The organism is Nocardia rosealba, assembly GCF_020216065.1.
GTDB lineage: Bacteria > Actinomycetota > Actinomycetes > Mycobacteriales > Mycobacteriaceae > Nocardia > Nocardia rosealba.
In genome coordinates, this window is sequence record NZ_JAIWNA010000004.1 from 272,420 (window position 1) to 287,333 (window position 14,914).

Genomic DNA, 14,914 nt, shown 5'->3' on the forward strand with positions numbered 1-14,914 from the left:
GTCGAAGACAGTACGTCGGGCGGCGTCAGACAACACGTCGAACGGCGGCAAATGCTCAGCGACGATAGGCATTTCGTCGGTCAGGGGCAAGCATTTCGTCGGGCGGCGGCAGACGCTCAGCGGCGGTGGTCCTTTCGTTGGGCGGCGGCAGATGCCGAGCGGCGGAGCGCATTTTGTCGGGTGGCGGCAGACGCGGAGCGTGGCGCGGTTCTTCGTCGGGCGGCGGCAGATGCTGAGCGGCGGTGGTCTTTTCGTTGGGCGGCGGTAGTTGCCGAGCGGCGGAGCGCATTTTGTCGGGCGGCGGTAGTTGCCGAGCGGCGGCAGGCATTTCGTCGAGCGGTGGCAGACCTCGAGCGGCGGCAGGCATTACGTCGGGCGGCGGCAGGCATCGACCGGCGGCGGAGTGTCCTCGGTCTGGGTGACCACCGATTGAAAGTCCTTGGGCTGCAAAGTGGTGCGCTCGGAGCCCATTCGCACCCTCCCCGCACACCGACACCTGCGGCCCTATCGGAAATCTGCTGGACCGAGCATCCAGGTGATCCGACACTGCACGGATCCGCGTCCGGGTTCCGCTAGGTGCTGCCGGATCTACCGTTGGTCGCGCATCCCGGACCGCTGAGAGGCCATGGGGTAGAGAAGATTCGGCTGCGCGGGCTGGAGCAAGGGCGTCAAGGGCTGTGAATTCCAGGGCAGATCGGGGTGGCGGCGGGCAGAATGGGTGGATGGCTGCACTCGGGGGAGCGCCGAAACTGATCGCGCTCGATATCGACGGGACTTTGTTGGAGTCCGGTTGCCCCATCAGCGGGCGGGTGGTCGCGGCAGTGCGGGCGGCAGTGGCCGCGGGATCGCATGTGGTGGTGACGACCGGGCGGACCGTCCTCACCACCCGGCCGGTGTTGCGCGAACTCGGTCTCATCGAAGGGCACGCGCTGTGTTCCAACGGTGCGGTGCAGATCGACGTGGCACGTGGTGAACCGGTCGCGGTGGAACTGTTCGACCCGGCACCCGCTGTCGGCGCGTTGCGAACGCTGTTCCCCGAGATGATCTTCGCCGCCGAGCGGGTCGGCGTCGGCATCTGGGCAACGGGTCACAGCCCGGGGGAGTACTCGATCGGCGATTTCCAGCTCGTCGACCACCACGTGCTCAGCAGCGAGCCCACACCCCGTCTCAACGGGTGGTGGCCCGGTGGCGACGTCGCGGAGATGGTGCGTCAGCTCGACAGTCTCGTGGTGCCCGAAACATCGTGGGTCCACGGTGAATTCGGGCCGTGGCTCACCGTCTCACGTCGTGGCGTGTCGAAAGGCTGGGCGCTGGAACGCCTCCGGTGCGCCCTCGGCGTCGACGCATCGGCGACTCTCGCCATCGGCGACGGCTTCAACGATCGCGAAATGCTGCGCTGGGCGGCACATTCGGTCGCCATGACGGGCTCACCCGACGACGTGCTCGCCATGGCCGACGAGGTGACCGGCCACGTCACCGAGGACGGTGTCGCCACCGTCCTCGAGCGCTGGTTCTGACTTCAGGAGCTCAGCGCCGCCTCCCGTACGGCCGTCATCGCCACGAAGTGCGGGTTGTACATGATGCCGAGGACATTGCCGAAGGGATCGAGGACCGACGCCGTGACGAAACCCGCTCCGTCGCCGTGTTCGGTGACCGGTTCGTACTCGGTGGCGCCGAGTTCGAGCAGCCGGGTGCGGGTGGCGGCGAGATCGTCGACGTGCCAGTACACGATTCCGCCGCCACCGGGCGCATTACGGGCACCGGCCGGCGCGTAGGCCCGGTTGATGATGCCGAGCTCGTCCTGCCCCGGGCCGAGCCGGAACTCGTAGTAACCGCCCGGCACCTCGTAATACGGTGCCAGGCCGAGGAACTCGGTGTACCAGTCCTTGGCGGCGGTGAGGTCGTCGGCGTAGTAGGTGGTGGTGGCCATTCCGCGCAACATGTCTGCTCCTGGGTCGGTGTGCTGGTGTTTCCCTGAACTCTGCCAGCCAAAGTGCTCACCGAATGAGCACTTTCTTCGGCAGAATCGTGAGTATGCGAGCGGACCGATTGGTAGCGACCCTGTTGTTCATGCAGGCGCGAGGCCGGGTGACGGCGGCCGAGGTCGCCACCGAACTCGAGGTGTCGGTGGCGACGGCTCGCCGCGACCTGGAGGCTCTCTCGGCGGCGGGCATTCCGGTGTATCCGCAAGCCGGACGCGGGGGCGGGTGGTCGCTGATCGGTGGCGCGCGCACCGACCTGTCCGGTCTCACGGCCGGGGAGACCAGGGCGCTGTTCCTGCTCGCGGGCCCGGCGGCCGCCGCGGCTCCCGAGGTGAAATCCGCCTTGCGCAAACTGGTCCGGGCCTTGCCGCAGACCTTCCGTGCCGACGCCGCGGCGGCCGCCGACGCGGTGGTCGTCGACCCGGCGCGCTGGGGAAGGCCCGACCCGCAACCACCCGCCGTGCTCGACACGTTGCAGCGTGCCGTGGTCGATCGACGACGTGTCCGCATCGAATACACGCGGGCGGGGCAGCGCACGATGCGCACCGTCGACCCGTGGGGCCTGGTCGAGAAGGAGACGATCTGGTACCTCCTCGCGGGGACCGAGCGAGGGCAGCGCACCTTCCGTCTCGACCGCATCGGCGCGGTGACCGTTCTCGACGAACCCGCTGAGCGACCAGCCGACTTCGACCTGCACGCAGAGTGGTCCCGGGTGGTCAACCGAATGGAGCGACGCCGCTCGGCCGTCGCCGCCCGCGTTGCGGTGTCGGAGCGCCTGGCTCCCATCCTCGCCGATCAGCAGGGCCGCAACTGCGCCCTGGTCGGCAGCACCGACGACGGCCGGGTGCTGGCCGAGATCACCGCCGACACCCCCAAGATGGTCGCCCGCCAGCTCGCGGGCTGGGCGGGCGATGTGGAGGTGCTCGGCCCCGCCGAGGTGAAAGCCGAACTGGCGGCTATCGGTGCGGAACTGTTGCGCGCCAACAGTTCACAACCTGGTGAACCCGGTCAATAGCGGTCGCACGGTCACCGCTCCGACCGGGCCCGATCGCAATCCCTCGAGCACCGCGTCCGACATCTCCCCGAAGGTCTCGAACGACTCTATGGTGCAGTGCGCCATCACGTCCTGGATGTAGGGGTCCGACATCTGCCAGTGCGCGAGAACCGCTTCGGAGTCCGGATAGAGCTGGAAGCTGTGCGCCAGCCCTGCCTCGGCATCGAGAAAGACCTGCACCATCAGCTGCGGTCCGTGCTCTCGGACGAAGGACACCGCCCGCCGAACCGCCTCGCTGAATTCCTCGGTGTGCCCTTCGGTGATCCGCATGGTGTTGTGAAACAGGATGCTCATGAGGTCATCGTGAAACCTCGAGCGCGGTTGATGTCAAGGTGGTCATCCGCTGCTTCGGCGAACGGCTTTCTGGTCTGCCACCAGCGCGCTGTCCGCCGCCGTTGCTGCCGTCTCTTGTGCGGTGGTGGTCCGGTGCAAGATCGGCTCCTAGTTCTGTGCGTTCGACGGCACGAGGAGGAGTAGCGCGACGGCCAGGCCGATCGCCGCGCCGATGGCGAAGACTGTATGAAAGGCGCGCACCGCGTCATCGGGGACGGCGGTGAAGACCGCGGCGAGTACGGCGACACCGACCGCGCCACCCACCTGACGAGCGGTCACGTTCATGCCGATGCCTGCCGCGAACTGTTGTGGAGGAACCGAACTCGCCGCAGCGGTACCGAGCACGGTGACAACGATGCCGATGCCGCCGCCGCCGAGCAGCCCGGCGGGCACCCACGCCGACCACAGTGCGGTGTCCGGGCCGAAAGCGTCGGTGCTCATCCAGGCGAGCGCGGCCGTGTACATCAGCGCACCGAGCACTGCGGCCCACCGCTGCGCCGTTGCCGTGGTTATCCGGCCGACGAGCACCGAGGTGACCATGGAGGCGCTCGCGCCGACGGTGAGCGCAGCCGCAGATTCGAGGACCGAGTACCCCCACATCGCGTCGAGGAACAAGGGTCCCGCGAGTAGCCAAGCGAACATCGTCGCGCCGAACAGCAGCGATCCGGCGTTGGCGAGAGCGAATCGGCGATTCCGCCAGAGGTTGACGGCCACCGCGGGCGCGGGGTGGCGCAGCGAGCGAACCAGCGCGAATCCCACGAGCGCGGCGCCGCCGATCAGCGCGACGAGAGTGCCCGGTGCGGTCCAGCCCCAGGTTTGCCCCTCGGTGATCGCGGCGACGACCGCGCCGAGGCCGAGTGCGATCGCGACAATGCCGAGCGGGTCGGGCAGGGCCGTGTCGGCGCGCGGCTCGTCGATGGGCAGGCGCAGGGCAGGCACGATCAATGCCACCGCGACCGGCACGTTGACCAGGAAGACCGCGCGCCAGCCGAGGGTCTCCACCAGCGCGCCGCCGATCGCCGGACCGATCACCGCGGCGAATCCGCCTGCGGCCGTCCAGGCGGCGATGGCGGCGCCGACCTTCTCCCTCGGGGTGGCGACCAGGACGAGCGCGAGCGCCGAGGGAACCATGAATGCCGCTGTCAAGCCCTGCAGCAGGCGTCCGGCGATGAGCCAGCCCGCACCCGGCGCGAGCCCGCACAGCACGGAGGTGACGGCGAAACCCGCCAGTGACAACGCGAACATCCGCCGCCGTCCGAGGTGGTCGGCGAGTCGCCCCGCAGGGGTCAGCAGGGCGGCGAAGGCGATCGCATAGCCGCTGACGATCCAGGTCAGCGTGCTGGCCGGGGTGTCGGGGTAACTGGATGCGATGGTCGGGAAGGCGATGTTCACCACGGACAGATCTATGAAGGCGATGAACGCCGCGCCTACGGCAACGGCCAGGGTGCGCGTCGCAGCGCGGGTATCGGAACTGGTCCGCGGATGCTCGGGCCGAGTGGAGACGTCGGTCATGAGAGGGCCCCTTCGGGGAGAGAAATAAGAACGTACGATCGTTCGTAAATAAAGTACGACCGATCGTTCGTGCGAGCAACTGCGGGTGGGATAATGGCAGCTATGACCCAGATCGAGCCCGGCGATCAGCGACTGGCGAAGGGGGCCCGCGCGCGTGCCACGATCGCACGCCGCGCGGCCGAATTGGCCTCTGTCGAGGGTCTCGACGGCCTGAGTATCGGCAAGCTCGCCGCGGATCTCGGTATCAGCAAGAGCGGTATCGCCACGCTGTTCGGTACCAAGGAGGCGCTCCAGCTCGCGGCCGTGCAAGCCGCCCGCGACGTGTTCATCGAGCGGGTGATCGCGCCGAGCCTGCGGGAGCCGCGCGGCATCGACCGAGTCAGGGCGCTGATCGATCGCTGGTTCGACCACATCGCTGATCCACCGTTCCCTGGTGGCTGTTTCCGGGTCGCGACATTGACCGAGTTCAGTAGCAAGCAGGGCGCCGTGCACGATGCGATCGTGGCCGATCGAGAGGAGTGGCTTGGCCTGTTGACGACCGAGGTTCGCGAGGCTCAGGAACGCGGCGATCTGGCGGTAACCGATCCCGATCAGCTGGTTTTCGAGCTCGACGCGCTGGTCAGCGCCGCTAATATCGCCCGCCAGCTTGGTGATTCGACCCGTTTGGGCGCCGCGCGGACCATCACCGCCCGCCTGTTGGCGGATCGGTGAGGAAATGCCGATGGCGCCACCACCGTGGGGTGGAGGCGCCGCTCGCGGGGTCGGCTATTCGGCGGTGAGGGTGAAAGCCGCGGTGCGGACCACGTCGCCGTGCTGGAAGTCCAGGAACAAGCGGTAGGTTCCCGGTCCGGGAACGGCTGTGTGGAAGGAGATTTCGGGTCCGGAAGGTGTGATGCCGTCGCCGGGTTCGCCGTTGGGGTGCACGTGGACGTAGGCGAGGTCGCCCGCCCGCAGGATCACCAGGTGACCGAAAGCCGCCAGGTAGGGCTGCAGATCGGTGACCGGCGCACCATCCTTGCGTACCGTGAGGGTGAGCAGATCGCCCTCGGCGCGCAATTCACCGTCGACGGTCACGGTGTACCCGTCGACCTCCGTGCTGCGATTAACCGCCGGAACCTGTTGCGGCGCATATTGACCGGCGATGGCGAGGTCCGCTCCGAGGGTGATGGTGCGGCCGAGAGCGCGCGGCGCGATATCGGTGAACACCCGGTAGGCGCCCGCCTCCGGCAGTTCCAGCTGGATCGTCCAGGTGCCGTCGGCCTCCCGGCGCGGATGCACATGCCAGAACCCGGTCAGCTCGCGCCGCGCCACGATCAGGTGCAGTTCGCGATCGTGGATGGGATCGAACTCGGTCACCGCGGTCCCGTCGGGACCGAGAATCCGGAACCGGAAGTCGATCACGCCCGGCTGGGCCACGGTGGTCTCCAGGTCGAGGGTGTAGCCGTCCTGGGTGATCTGCAACCCGCCGGGAAGCCCGGCAGCGTGCGCGTCGTGGTCGCCGTGACCGGCATGATTCCCCTGCTGTGCTGCGACTGCGTCGCCGGTGCCATGACCCACATGGCCGGAATGCGCTCCGTGATCCTCGTGCGCGGCCTGGCTGTCGCGGCCGCCGTGTGCTGCATGGTCGACGTGATCCGCATGGGCTGCCTGCGCTGCATGTGCGCTGTGCCCGTGTCCTGCGTGCGATTCCTGCTGCGCCTGAGTGCCGTGTTCGGCATGGCCGTGGGCGCTGTGGGCGGCGTGTTCGCCGTGCGCGCCAAGGTGTGAGGTGTGTTGTGCCGCAGCGCTTTCGGGAGTGGTGTCGAGAGCGTTCGTGTTGTGGGCGGTGTGTGAGTTGATGGTCATTGTCTTGCCTCTCTGATCCCTAGTGCGTTGACACGAATTTATACCCCCTAGGGGTATGCAGTAAAGGGATCGGAGTGTGATCTGGCGCACTAGCGCAGCTGACTTCGGGAGCATTTCGGGAGATGCAGGCGAGGCGTCAAGGGCGCGAGCTATGCGCAGGAAAGGCGCCCGGAGGCGTCTGCGGATTCTGTGCGCCGAAGATCGGCGCGGAGAGCGGGCGCGACCAGATCCTCGGCGGTGCGCCGGCGGGATTCGTCAGGCGGAGAGTTCGAGGTCTGTCGCGATCGCCGCGTCGTAGCGGGACCAGATCACCTCGGTGAGCGCGGGGTGCGGGCCGATGACATCGGCGTGCACGAGACGCGGCGCGTGGTGGAGCAGGCGATCGGTGAGCAGCCCCGGCGCGAGGAACCACGGAGCGACGACGACCTGTTCGACACCGCGCGCACGCAACCGCTCGACCGCCACCTTGATGCTGGGTTCGACTGTCGCGAAGCACATTTCGGTGCGAAGTCCGGTCGTCGATGCGAGCCGTCGAGCCACGGCGGCGGTCCGGCGATTCGCCGACTCGTCCCGAGATCCGACAGCGGCAACCGCGACCCCGACGGCGGCAGGACCGCTTTCGGACGCTGAGGCCGCGGGCATAAACTGCCGGGAAAGCGAAACAGGCTCGGGCACTGGGAAACCCGCCGCAACGGCGACCCGGTCCGCCAACGCCGCGATCAACCGCGAATCCGCGCCGAGCACCTCGGTCTGGGTCAGCCGCACCAGCGGATGCCTGCTCGCGGATGCCGCCAAGAGGGCGGGCAGATCGACTCGCGCGTGAAAAGCATTGCCGAGCAACAACGGAACAACGATCACATCGCGATGCCCGAGCGCGGCGAGTTCGTCGACAACTTGGTCGAGCGAGGGCGCGCTGAGATCGAGAAAAGCCAACCGGACCGTCAGATCCGGCCGGGCAGCGGCGACCGAGGCGACCACCGCCGCCATCGTCGTCGCCGAACGCGGATCGCGGCTGCCGTGGGCCACCGCGATCAGCGCGGACCCGCCTCCGCCGCGCGGCACCGGAACGGCACCGCGCGACGGGACGAGCGAGCGTGTCATCAGACCGTGGTACCGACCTCGACCGAGGTCAGCACATCGCCGACCAGGCCGGCCGCGAGGGTGTTGCCACCGGCGGGATCGATCAGCAGGAACGAACCGGTGTGCCGGTTGGTGCGGTAGTCGTCGGCCGGGATCGGCTCGGCCAGCCGCAGCGACACCCGCCCGATGTCGTTGAGCTCCAACGTCTCCGGACTCGGCTGCGCGGTGAGCGTCTGCTCGTCGAACCGCTCCACCAGCGCGCCGACGATCGCCTGCGTGGTCTTGGCGCCGTGCTTGAGCAGCAGCCGCGCGCCGGGACGCAGCGGCTTGTCGCCCAGCCAGCAGACGGTGGCGTCGAAGGTGTCGATCGCCTCAGGGGCGTCGGCGACCGAGGCGATGATGTCGCCGCGCGAGATGTCGACCTCGTCGGCGAGGATCAGGGTTACGCTGCGTCCCACCTGGGCAACGGCCAGCTCACCGTCGGGGGTATCGATGCGCTCGACGGTGGTGCGAATACCCGAGGGCAACACCACGATCTCGTCGCCGGGCGACACCGAACCGGCGGCGATCTGACCGGCGTACCCACGGTAATCGGGGTACTCGGCGGTGCGCGGACGGATCACGTACTGCACCGGGAACCGCAGCCCCAGCGCGTGCGTGCCCGTCGAATCCGCATCCACCGGAACCGATTCCAGGTGCTCGATCAGCGAAGGACCGTCGTAGTACGGGGTGTTCTCGGAGCGGCTGGCGATATTGTCGCCGTGCAGCGCCGACACCGGGATCTCGAGAACGTCCTCGTCGGCCCAGCCCAGCTTCGAGGTCAGCGAGTTGAACTCCGCGGAGATCTCGGCGAACACCTCGGCCGGATTGTCGACCAGGTCGATCTTGTTCACCGCGAGCACCAGCTTCGGCACCCCGAGCAGCGCCAGCACCGCGGCGTGGCGACGGGTCTGCTCGATGACGCCCTTGCGCGCGTCGGTCAGCAGGATCACCAGCTGCGCGGTGGACGCGCCCGACACGGTGTTGCGGGTGTACTGCACGTGGCCGGGAGTATCGGCGAGCACGAACGAGCGCTTGGGCGTGGCGAAGTAGCGGTAGGCCACGTCGATGGTGATGCCCTGCTCACGCTCGGCACGTAGACCGTCGACCAGCAGCGACAGGTCGGGGGTCGACAGACCCTTGTCCACCGAGGCGCGAGTCACGGCATCGATCTGATCGGCCAGCACGGACTTCGTGTCATAGAGCAGCCGTCCGACCAGAGTGGACTTACCGTCGTCGACAGAACCGGCGGTGGCCAGCCTCAATAGGTCGGACATATCAGAAATAACCCTCTCGCTTGCGGTCTTCCATGGCGGCTTCGGAGACGCGGTCGTCGCCACGGGTGGCACCACGCTCGGTCAGCCGGGACGCGGCGACCTCGGCCAGGATGGCCTCGTTGTCGGCGGCGTCGGAGATGATGGCGCCGGTGGTCGAACCGTCACCGACGGTGCGGTAGCGCACGGAGCGGGTCTCGAGGACCTCGTTCTCGTTCGGGCCGCCCCACACGCCGGGGGTCATCCACATGCCGTCGCGCTGGTACACCGGGCGCTCGTGGGCGTAGTAGATCGAGGCCAGGTCGATGTCCTCACGGGCGATGTAGCGCCAGATGTCGAGCTCGGTCCAGTTGCTCAGCGGGAACACGCGCACGTGCTCACCCGGCGCGTGCTTGCCGTTGTAGAGGTTCCACAGCTCGGGACGCTGGCGCTTCGGGTCCCACTGACCGAAGGCGTTGCGCAGCGAGAAGATCCGCTCCTTGGCGCGCGAACGCTCCTCGTCGCGGCGACCGCCGCCGAAGACCGCGTCGAAGCGGTGCTCGGTGATGGCGTCGAGCAGCGGAACGGTCTGCAGCGGGTTGCGGATGCCGTCGGGACGCTCGGTGAGGCGGCCGTCGGCCAGGTACTCCTCGACCGAGGCCACGTGCAGGCGCAGCCCGTACTTCTCCACCACCTTGTCGCGGAACTCGAGCACCTCGTCGAGGTTGTGCCCGGTGTCGACGTGCAGCAGCGCGAACGGCAGCGGCGCGGGCCAGAAGGCCTTGAGCGCCAGGTGCAGCAGCACCGTGGAGTCCTTGCCGCCGGAGAACAGGATCACCGGCCGCTCGAACTCGCCCGCGACCTCACGGAAAATGTGGATCGCCTCGGATTCCAGCGCCGCGAGGGTGTCGAACTCGGTCAGGCCGAGGTCGCGTTCGGTGGTGTTGGTGCTCACAGGCTCACTCCCGGTGGTGGTGATGGTCATGATTGGTGCAATCCGCATTCGGTCTTGGCCAGGCCTGCCCAGCGGCCGCTGCGCGGATCGGACCCCGGCTCGGGCTTGCGCGTGCACGGTGCGCAGCCGATGGACGGGTAACCCTCCTCCACCAGGGGGTTGACGAGGATGCCGTTGGCCTCGATGTAGGCCTGCATCTCGTCGTCGGACCACGGTGCGATCGGGTTGATCTTCACCAGGCCGAAGGCTTCGTCGAAGGAGATCAGCGGTGCGTTGGCGCGGGTGGGTGCCTCCACGCGGCGGATGCCGGTGACCCACGCGTTGTAGCCCGCGAGGGACTTCTTCAGCGGCACGACCTTGCGCAACCGGCAGCATTCCGCGGCGTCGCGGGCGAACAGGTCCTTGCCGAGCAGCTCGTCCTGTTCGGCGACGCTGTGCTCGGGGCGCACGTTGATCACGTTCACCCCGTACACGGCCTCGACCGCGTCACGGGTGCCGATGGTCTCGGCGAAGTGGTAACCGGTGTCGAGGAACAGCACGTCGACGCCGGGGCGGGTCTGCGCGGCCAGGTGCACCAGCACGCCGTCCTGCATGTTGGAGGCGACGATGTAGTTGTTGCCGAAAGTGCGGTCGGTCCAGGCGATCAGGTCGGCGGCCGAGGCGTCGGGGCCCAGTTCGGCCGCGCCCTGCTCGGCGAGCGCGCGCAGTTCGTCTTCGGACAGCTTGGCGGCGAGATTCGTTGTCACAGTTGAGATCTCCTCATCCACTAACGGAGGTCGGCCTCGTCGGCGCGAACCGCCCACACCGCGAAACGTTCACCGTCTTCGCGGTTCTTGACGAAGTTGCGCACGACTCGCTCGATGTAGTCGCCGAGCTCGACACTGGTCACCTTGTGCTGACGCAGCTTGCGGCCGAACCCGCTGTCCAGGCCGAGGCTGCCACCCAGGTGAACCTGGAAGCCCTCGACCTGATTCCCGTTGCCGTCGTCGACGAGCTGGCCCTTGAAGCCGATATCGGCGATCTGGGACCGGCCGCAGGAGTTCGGGCAGCCGTTGATGTTGATGGTGATCGGCACGTCGAGCTGCGCGTTGATGTCGGCCAGGCGCTGCTCGAGCTCGGGGGCGAGCACCTGCGAGCGCTTGCGGGTCTCGACGAACGACAGCTTGCAGAACTCGATGCCGCTGCACGCGAGCAGGTTTCGCCGCCAGGCCGACGGACGTGCCTGCAGGCCCAGCGGTTCCAGCTCGTCGATCAGCGCGTCGACCTGGTCGTCGGCGATGTCGAGGACGATCAGCTTCTGGTACGGGGTGAACCGGATGCGGTCCGAGCCGTACTTCTCGGCGGCGTCGGCGACCTGGCTCAGGACGGTGCCCGAGACGCGACCGGCGATGGGGGAGAAGCCGACGGCATTGAGGCCGTTGCGCAGCTTCTGCACGCCCACGTGGTCGATCGGCTTGGCGGGCTGCTCCGGGGCGGGACCGTCGATCAGCTTGCGCTTCAGGTACTCGTCCTCGAGGACCTGGCGGAACTTCTCGATGCCCCAGTCCTTGATGAGGAACTTCAGGCGCGCCTTGGTGCGCAGGCGGCGGTAGCCGTAGTCGCGGAACAGCGACACCACGGCTTCCCAGACGTCGGGCACCTCGTCGAGTGGCACCCACGCGCCGACGCGCTTGGCCAGCATCGGGTTGGTCGACAGACCGCCGCCGACCCACAGGTCGAGGCCGGGCCCGTGCTCGGGGTGGTTCACGCCGACGAACGCGACGTCGTTGATCTCGTGCACCACGTCCTGCTGGCCCGAGATCGCCGTCTTGAACTTGCGGGGAAGGTTGGAGTACTCCTTCTTCCCGATGTAGCGCTTGACGATCTCGTCGATCGCGGGCGTCGGGTCGATGATCTCGTCGAGCGACTCACCGGCCAGCGGCGAACCGAGGATCACGCGCGGGCAGTCGCCGCACGCCTCGGTGGTGTGCAGACCGACCGACTCCAGCCGCCGCCAGATCTCCGGGACATTCTCGACCTCGATCCAGTGGTACTGGACGTTCTCGCGGTCCGACAGGTCGGCGGTGTCGCGACCGAACTCGGTGGAGATCTGGCCGATGGTGCGCAGCTGGGCGGCATTGAGCGCGCCACCGTCGCAGCGCACGCGCATCATGAAGTACTTGGCTTCGAGCAGGTCGATGTTGTCGTCGTCGGTCCAGGTGCCGTCGTAGCCCTCTTCACGCTGGGTGTAGAGACCCCACCAGCGGAAACGGCCACGCAGGTCGGCTTTGTCGATCGAATCGAAGCCGCCCTTGGCGTAGATGTTCTCGATCCTGGCCCGCACATTGAGCGGGTTGTCGTCCTTCTTGGACTGCTCGTTCGGGTTGAGCGGTTCGCGGTAACCGAGGGCCCACTGGCCTTCGGAGCGGCGGCGGACCGGCTTGCCGGTGCGCTCGCGCGGCGCGACCGCGCCTTCGGGGCGCGGGCGGTCGGGCCGGACGCGGCGCTCGGTGACCGGGCGCTCGGGACGGGCCTGCGCCGTCGACTGTTCGGTCGAACCGGCGTCGGTGCTCGACGTCATGTGGGGTCGCTCCTGCGGGGGTGGGTGAACATCCGTGCTGAAGGCGCGAGGGGCTGGCTCGCGTCAGGTGGTCAGCGGGCCGATGAAAGTCGAAGGCACCGGGAGATTCCCGGGCGGACGCCGCTGCGCTACCGGTGGAAACCGGGCCGACAACAGGCGCTGCAGACACGTTGGAAGTCGACGTGGCGACGGGCCACGAGTCGTACTCCAGTTGCGTGCATGCGCCTATTGTGCCATGTCAGGGGGGTCGTTCCGACCGCAAGGAGATATTTCCCGCACTTTTGAGGGAAATCCCCTGGACGACCGTACCGTTCTGTGACAGGGGTCATATTTCCGGCCCGCGAAGTTATCGGCGATTCGACGGCGGCACGCGTGTGTCAGGTGTCACATCGGTTGACCTCAACCGCCGTTGAGGGCCCACAGTGATCGCATGAGCAACGACGTCACCGTAGCGGGCCGGACCCCGGCCGGTCTCGACACCGAACTCGCGGCCATCCGCGCCGTCGTCGAGACCATCGCGCACGCGCAGGACAACGAACTGATCGACGAGTTCACCTCGGTCTTCCGCGAGGACGCGATCTGGACCACGGGCCACGGCAAGCGGCTGTTCGGCCGTCCCGCCATCGCCGAGTTCACCGCCGAGGTGCTGCCCGGCGCGACCACCCACGGCAAGGCGACCTACGAGATCGAGCACGTGCTGTTCCTGCGGCCCGACGTGGCCGCGGTGAAGATCCGGCAGAGCTACTTCACGCTGGACGGCGAGCTGTCGGGGCAGGGCACGCCCATGTACGTGATGACCAAGGAGGACGGCGCCTGGGTGCTCACGGCCAATCAGAACACCCCCGTGGTGGACTGACCGCCCCGCCATCGTGCACTGCCCGTCGCCGGCGTCCGGGCGGGGTTCGGACTTTCCGGCGACAGGCGCATAGCTGGGCCACGGGTCGCTCGCCCGGTCGGTCGAGCGGCCCGCGCGGTGCCGAGTCCGGCTGGGTCCCGCGTGGCTAAGCGTGGGCGCAACGACCGGTTCCGGGGCCGGACGCGGCAGTTCGCCGAGGCCCGGCAGACTGTAGGGGTGACTACCAGCGCAACTCCCGTGGCTCCCGTGGCGACACCGGCCGACGCCGAGCGCCCGGTGCTGCGCGATTTCGGGGGCGGTGCGTTCGGGGTGTATGTGCACGTTCCCTTTTGTGCCACACGCTGCGGGTACTGCGACTTCAACACCTACACGGCGGGGGAGCTCGGCACCTCGGCGTCGCCGCAATCGTGGCTCGAGGCGTTGCGTGGCGAGCTCGCCACGGCGGCGACCGAGTTCGACGCGCTGCCGAGCGCCACTCCACAGGTTTCGACGATCTTCGTCGGCGGCGGAACACCGTCGCTGCTCGGCGGTGACGGGCTCGCCTCGGTGCTCGACGCGGTGCGCGCGAACTTCACCCTCGCCACCGATGCCGAAGTGACGACCGAATCCAACCCGGAATCGACCTCGCCGGAGTTCTTCGACCGCCTCCGCGCGGCGGGGTACACCCGGATTTCGCTCGGCATGCAGTCGGCCGCAGCGCACGTTCTGAAGGTGCTCGACCGCACCCATACGCCGGGCCGGGCGGTGGCCGCGGCGAAGGAAGCGCGCGCCGCCGGATTCGAGCACGTGAACCTCGACCTCATCTACGGCACGCCCGGTGAGACCGACGCCGATCTGGACGCGAGCCTGGACGCGGTGCTGGCCGCCGGTGTGGATCATGTGTCCGCCTACTCCCTGATCGTGGAAGACGGAACCGCGCTGGCGCGCAAGGTCCGCCGTGGTGAACTGCCCGCACCCGACGACGATGTGCTCGCCGCCCGCTACGAGCGCATCGACGCCCGCCTGGCCGAGGCCGGGCTCGGCTGGTACGAGGTATCCAATTGGGCCGCAAACGATTCCGCGCGCTGCCGACACAACCTCGGCTACTGGGCCGGTGGTGACTGGCTCGGTGCGGGTCCCGGCGCACACAGTCACGTGGGTGGTGTGCGCTGGTGGAACGTGAAGCACCCCGCCCGCTACGCCGACCGCGTCGCCCTCGGCGGTCTGCCCGCCGCGGGCTGGGAAGCCCTCACCGACGACGAGCGCTACACCGAACACCTCATGCTCACCGTTCGCCTGCGCACCGGCCTTCCCCTCGCCGACCTCGCCGCCTCCTCGCGCCCAGCTCTCGACCGTGTTCTCGCCGACGGCTTGGCCCAGGTCGTCGACGACCACCTCGTCCTCACCGATCGTGGACGACTGCTGGCCGACGGCATCGTCCGCGATCTCCTCGGCTGAGCGCCACC

General features: G+C 68.2%; 15 protein-coding genes. 6 read left to right on the plus strand and 9 right to left on the minus strand.

The window, feature by feature from the left end:
* Positions 1 to 722: 722 nt before the first annotated feature.
* Positions 723 to 1,517: an HAD family hydrolase gene (locus LDL21_RS18075; RefSeq protein WP_225281046.1), complete on the plus strand. Its 795-nt coding sequence runs from the start codon at positions 723 to 725 to the stop codon at positions 1,515 to 1,517.
* A 2-nt stretch (positions 1,518 to 1,519) separates the two neighbouring features.
* On the opposite strand, the gene LDL21_RS18080 is transcribed toward LDL21_RS18075, so the two are convergent.
* A complete protein-coding gene (locus tag LDL21_RS18080; RefSeq protein WP_225281047.1) occupies positions 1,520 to 1,942 on the minus strand; it encodes a VOC family protein in 423 nt (140 codons plus the stop codon).
* Between the two features lie 92 nt (positions 1,943 to 2,034).
* Here LDL21_RS18080 and LDL21_RS18085 point away from each other — a divergent pair, with 92 nt between their 5' ends.
* Positions 2,035 to 2,997 carry a helix-turn-helix transcriptional regulator gene (locus tag LDL21_RS18085; protein ID WP_225281048.1) on the plus strand — a complete coding sequence of 321 codons (963 nt, stop codon included), beginning with the start codon at positions 2,035 to 2,037 and terminating at the stop codon, positions 2,995 to 2,997.
* On the opposite strand, the gene LDL21_RS18090 is transcribed toward LDL21_RS18085, so the two are convergent.
* Positions 2,971 to 3,330, minus strand: coding sequence for a hypothetical protein (locus LDL21_RS18090; RefSeq protein WP_181698371.1), 360 nt, complete (start codon positions 3,328 to 3,330; stop codon positions 2,971 to 2,973). The two genes, LDL21_RS18085 and LDL21_RS18090, sit on opposite strands and share 27 nt — an antisense overlap.
* Before the next feature lie 147 nt (positions 3,331 to 3,477).
* Positions 3,478 to 4,881, minus strand: a complete 1,404-nt coding sequence (locus LDL21_RS18095; RefSeq protein WP_225281049.1) for an MFS transporter — start codon at positions 4,879 to 4,881, stop codon at positions 3,478 to 3,480.
* Positions 4,882 to 4,983: 102 nt separating this feature from the next.
* Between LDL21_RS18095 and LDL21_RS18100 the strand changes: the two genes are divergently transcribed.
* Positions 4,984 to 5,592, plus strand: coding sequence for a TetR/AcrR family transcriptional regulator (locus LDL21_RS18100; protein WP_225281050.1), 609 nt, complete (start codon positions 4,984 to 4,986; stop codon positions 5,590 to 5,592).
* Between the two features lie 54 nt (positions 5,593 to 5,646).
* Here the strand turns inward: LDL21_RS18100 and LDL21_RS18105 are convergent, their stop codons facing one another.
* Positions 5,647 to 6,342 (minus strand): DUF8832 domain-containing protein, encoded by a 696-nt coding sequence (locus LDL21_RS18105; RefSeq protein ID WP_225281051.1) that lies wholly within the window; start codon positions 6,340 to 6,342, stop codon positions 5,647 to 5,649.
* A gap of 30 nt (positions 6,343 to 6,372) precedes the next feature.
* Here LDL21_RS18105 and LDL21_RS18110 point away from each other — a divergent pair, with 30 nt between their 5' ends.
* Positions 6,373 to 6,648 carry a hypothetical protein gene (locus tag LDL21_RS18110; protein ID WP_225281052.1) on the plus strand — a complete coding sequence of 92 codons (276 nt, stop codon included), beginning with the start codon at positions 6,373 to 6,375 and terminating at the stop codon, positions 6,646 to 6,648.
* A gap of 333 nt (positions 6,649 to 6,981) precedes the next feature.
* On the opposite strand, the gene LDL21_RS18115 is transcribed toward LDL21_RS18110, so the two are convergent.
* Genes LDL21_RS18115 through LDL21_RS18135 form a run of 5 tightly spaced genes read right to left on the minus strand, consistent with a single transcriptional unit; the run spans position 6,982 to position 12,613 of the window.
* The gene (locus LDL21_RS18115; RefSeq protein WP_225281053.1) at positions 6,982 to 7,827 is read right to left on the minus strand and encodes a sirohydrochlorin chelatase; all 846 of its coding nucleotides are present in this window, start codon (positions 7,825 to 7,827) and stop codon (positions 6,982 to 6,984) included.
* Positions 7,827 to 9,122: a sulfate adenylyltransferase subunit 1 gene (locus tag LDL21_RS18120; RefSeq protein ID WP_067642321.1), complete on the minus strand. Its 1,296-nt coding sequence runs from the start codon at positions 9,120 to 9,122 to the stop codon at positions 7,827 to 7,829. Before LDL21_RS18120 ends, LDL21_RS18115 begins: the two co-directional genes overlap by 1 nt.
* A gap of 1 nt (position 9,123) precedes the next feature.
* Positions 9,124 to 10,101, minus strand: a complete 978-nt coding sequence (gene cysD, locus LDL21_RS18125) for a sulfate adenylyltransferase subunit CysD (protein WP_443678044.1) — start codon at positions 10,099 to 10,101, stop codon at positions 9,124 to 9,126.
* Complete coding sequence (locus tag LDL21_RS18130) at positions 10,080 to 10,799, minus strand: phosphoadenylyl-sulfate reductase (RefSeq protein WP_067642387.1); 720 nt, start codon at positions 10,797 to 10,799, stop codon at positions 10,080 to 10,082. Before LDL21_RS18130 ends, cysD begins: the two co-directional genes overlap by 22 nt.
* Positions 10,800 to 10,819: 20 nt before the next feature.
* Positions 10,820 to 12,613, minus strand: coding sequence for a nitrite/sulfite reductase (locus tag LDL21_RS18135; protein ID WP_225281055.1), 1,794 nt, complete (start codon positions 12,611 to 12,613; stop codon positions 10,820 to 10,822).
* A gap of 430 nt (positions 12,614 to 13,043) precedes the next feature.
* On the opposite strand from LDL21_RS18135, the gene LDL21_RS18140 reads away from it, so the two are divergent.
* Together LDL21_RS18140 and hemW are read left to right on the plus strand one after the other, a co-directional pair.
* The gene (locus LDL21_RS18140; RefSeq protein ID WP_225281056.1) at positions 13,044 to 13,469 is read left to right on the plus strand and encodes an SgcJ/EcaC family oxidoreductase; all 426 of its coding nucleotides are present in this window, start codon (positions 13,044 to 13,046) and stop codon (positions 13,467 to 13,469) included.
* 216 nt (positions 13,470 to 13,685) lie between these two features.
* Positions 13,686 to 14,906 (plus strand): radical SAM family heme chaperone HemW, encoded by a 1,221-nt coding sequence (gene hemW, locus LDL21_RS18145; protein ID WP_372462201.1) that lies wholly within the window; start codon positions 13,686 to 13,688, stop codon positions 14,904 to 14,906.
* The last annotated feature ends 8 nt before the right edge of the window (positions 14,907 to 14,914 follow it).

Excerpts from the sequence above, each read along its gene's own strand:
- LDL21_RS18080 (WP_225281047.1), bottom strand. The coding sequence starts at position 1,942 with ATGTTGCGCGGAATGGCCACCACCACCTACTACGCCGACGACCTCACC.
- LDL21_RS18075 (WP_225281046.1), top strand. The coding sequence starts at position 723 with ATGGCTGCACTCGGGGGAGCGCCGAAACTGATCGCGCTCGATATCGAC.
- LDL21_RS18120 (WP_067642321.1), bottom strand. The coding sequence starts at position 9,122 with ATGTCCGACCTATTGAGGCTGGCCACCGCCGGTTCTGTCGACGACGGT.
- LDL21_RS18140 (WP_225281056.1), top strand. The coding sequence starts at position 13,044 with ATGAGCAACGACGTCACCGTAGCGGGCCGGACCCCGGCCGGTCTCGAC.
- LDL21_RS18100 (WP_225281050.1), top strand. The coding sequence starts at position 4,984 with ATGACCCAGATCGAGCCCGGCGATCAGCGACTGGCGAAGGGGGCCCGC.
- LDL21_RS18115 (WP_225281053.1), bottom strand. The coding sequence starts at position 7,827 with ATGACACGCTCGCTCGTCCCGTCGCGCGGTGCCGTTCCGGTGCCGCGC.
- LDL21_RS18085 (WP_225281048.1), top strand. The coding sequence starts at position 2,035 with ATGCGAGCGGACCGATTGGTAGCGACCCTGTTGTTCATGCAGGCGCGA.
- LDL21_RS18090 (WP_181698371.1), bottom strand. The coding sequence starts at position 3,330 with ATGAGCATCCTGTTTCACAACACCATGCGGATCACCGAAGGGCACACC.
- LDL21_RS18095 (WP_225281049.1), bottom strand. The coding sequence starts at position 4,881 with ATGACCGACGTCTCCACTCGGCCCGAGCATCCGCGGACCAGTTCCGAT.
- cysD (WP_443678044.1), bottom strand. The coding sequence starts at position 10,101 with ATGCGGATTGCACCAATCATGACCATCACCACCACCGGGAGTGAGCCT.
- LDL21_RS18135 (WP_225281055.1), bottom strand. The coding sequence starts at position 12,613 with ATGACGTCGAGCACCGACGCCGGTTCGACCGAACAGTCGACGGCGCAG.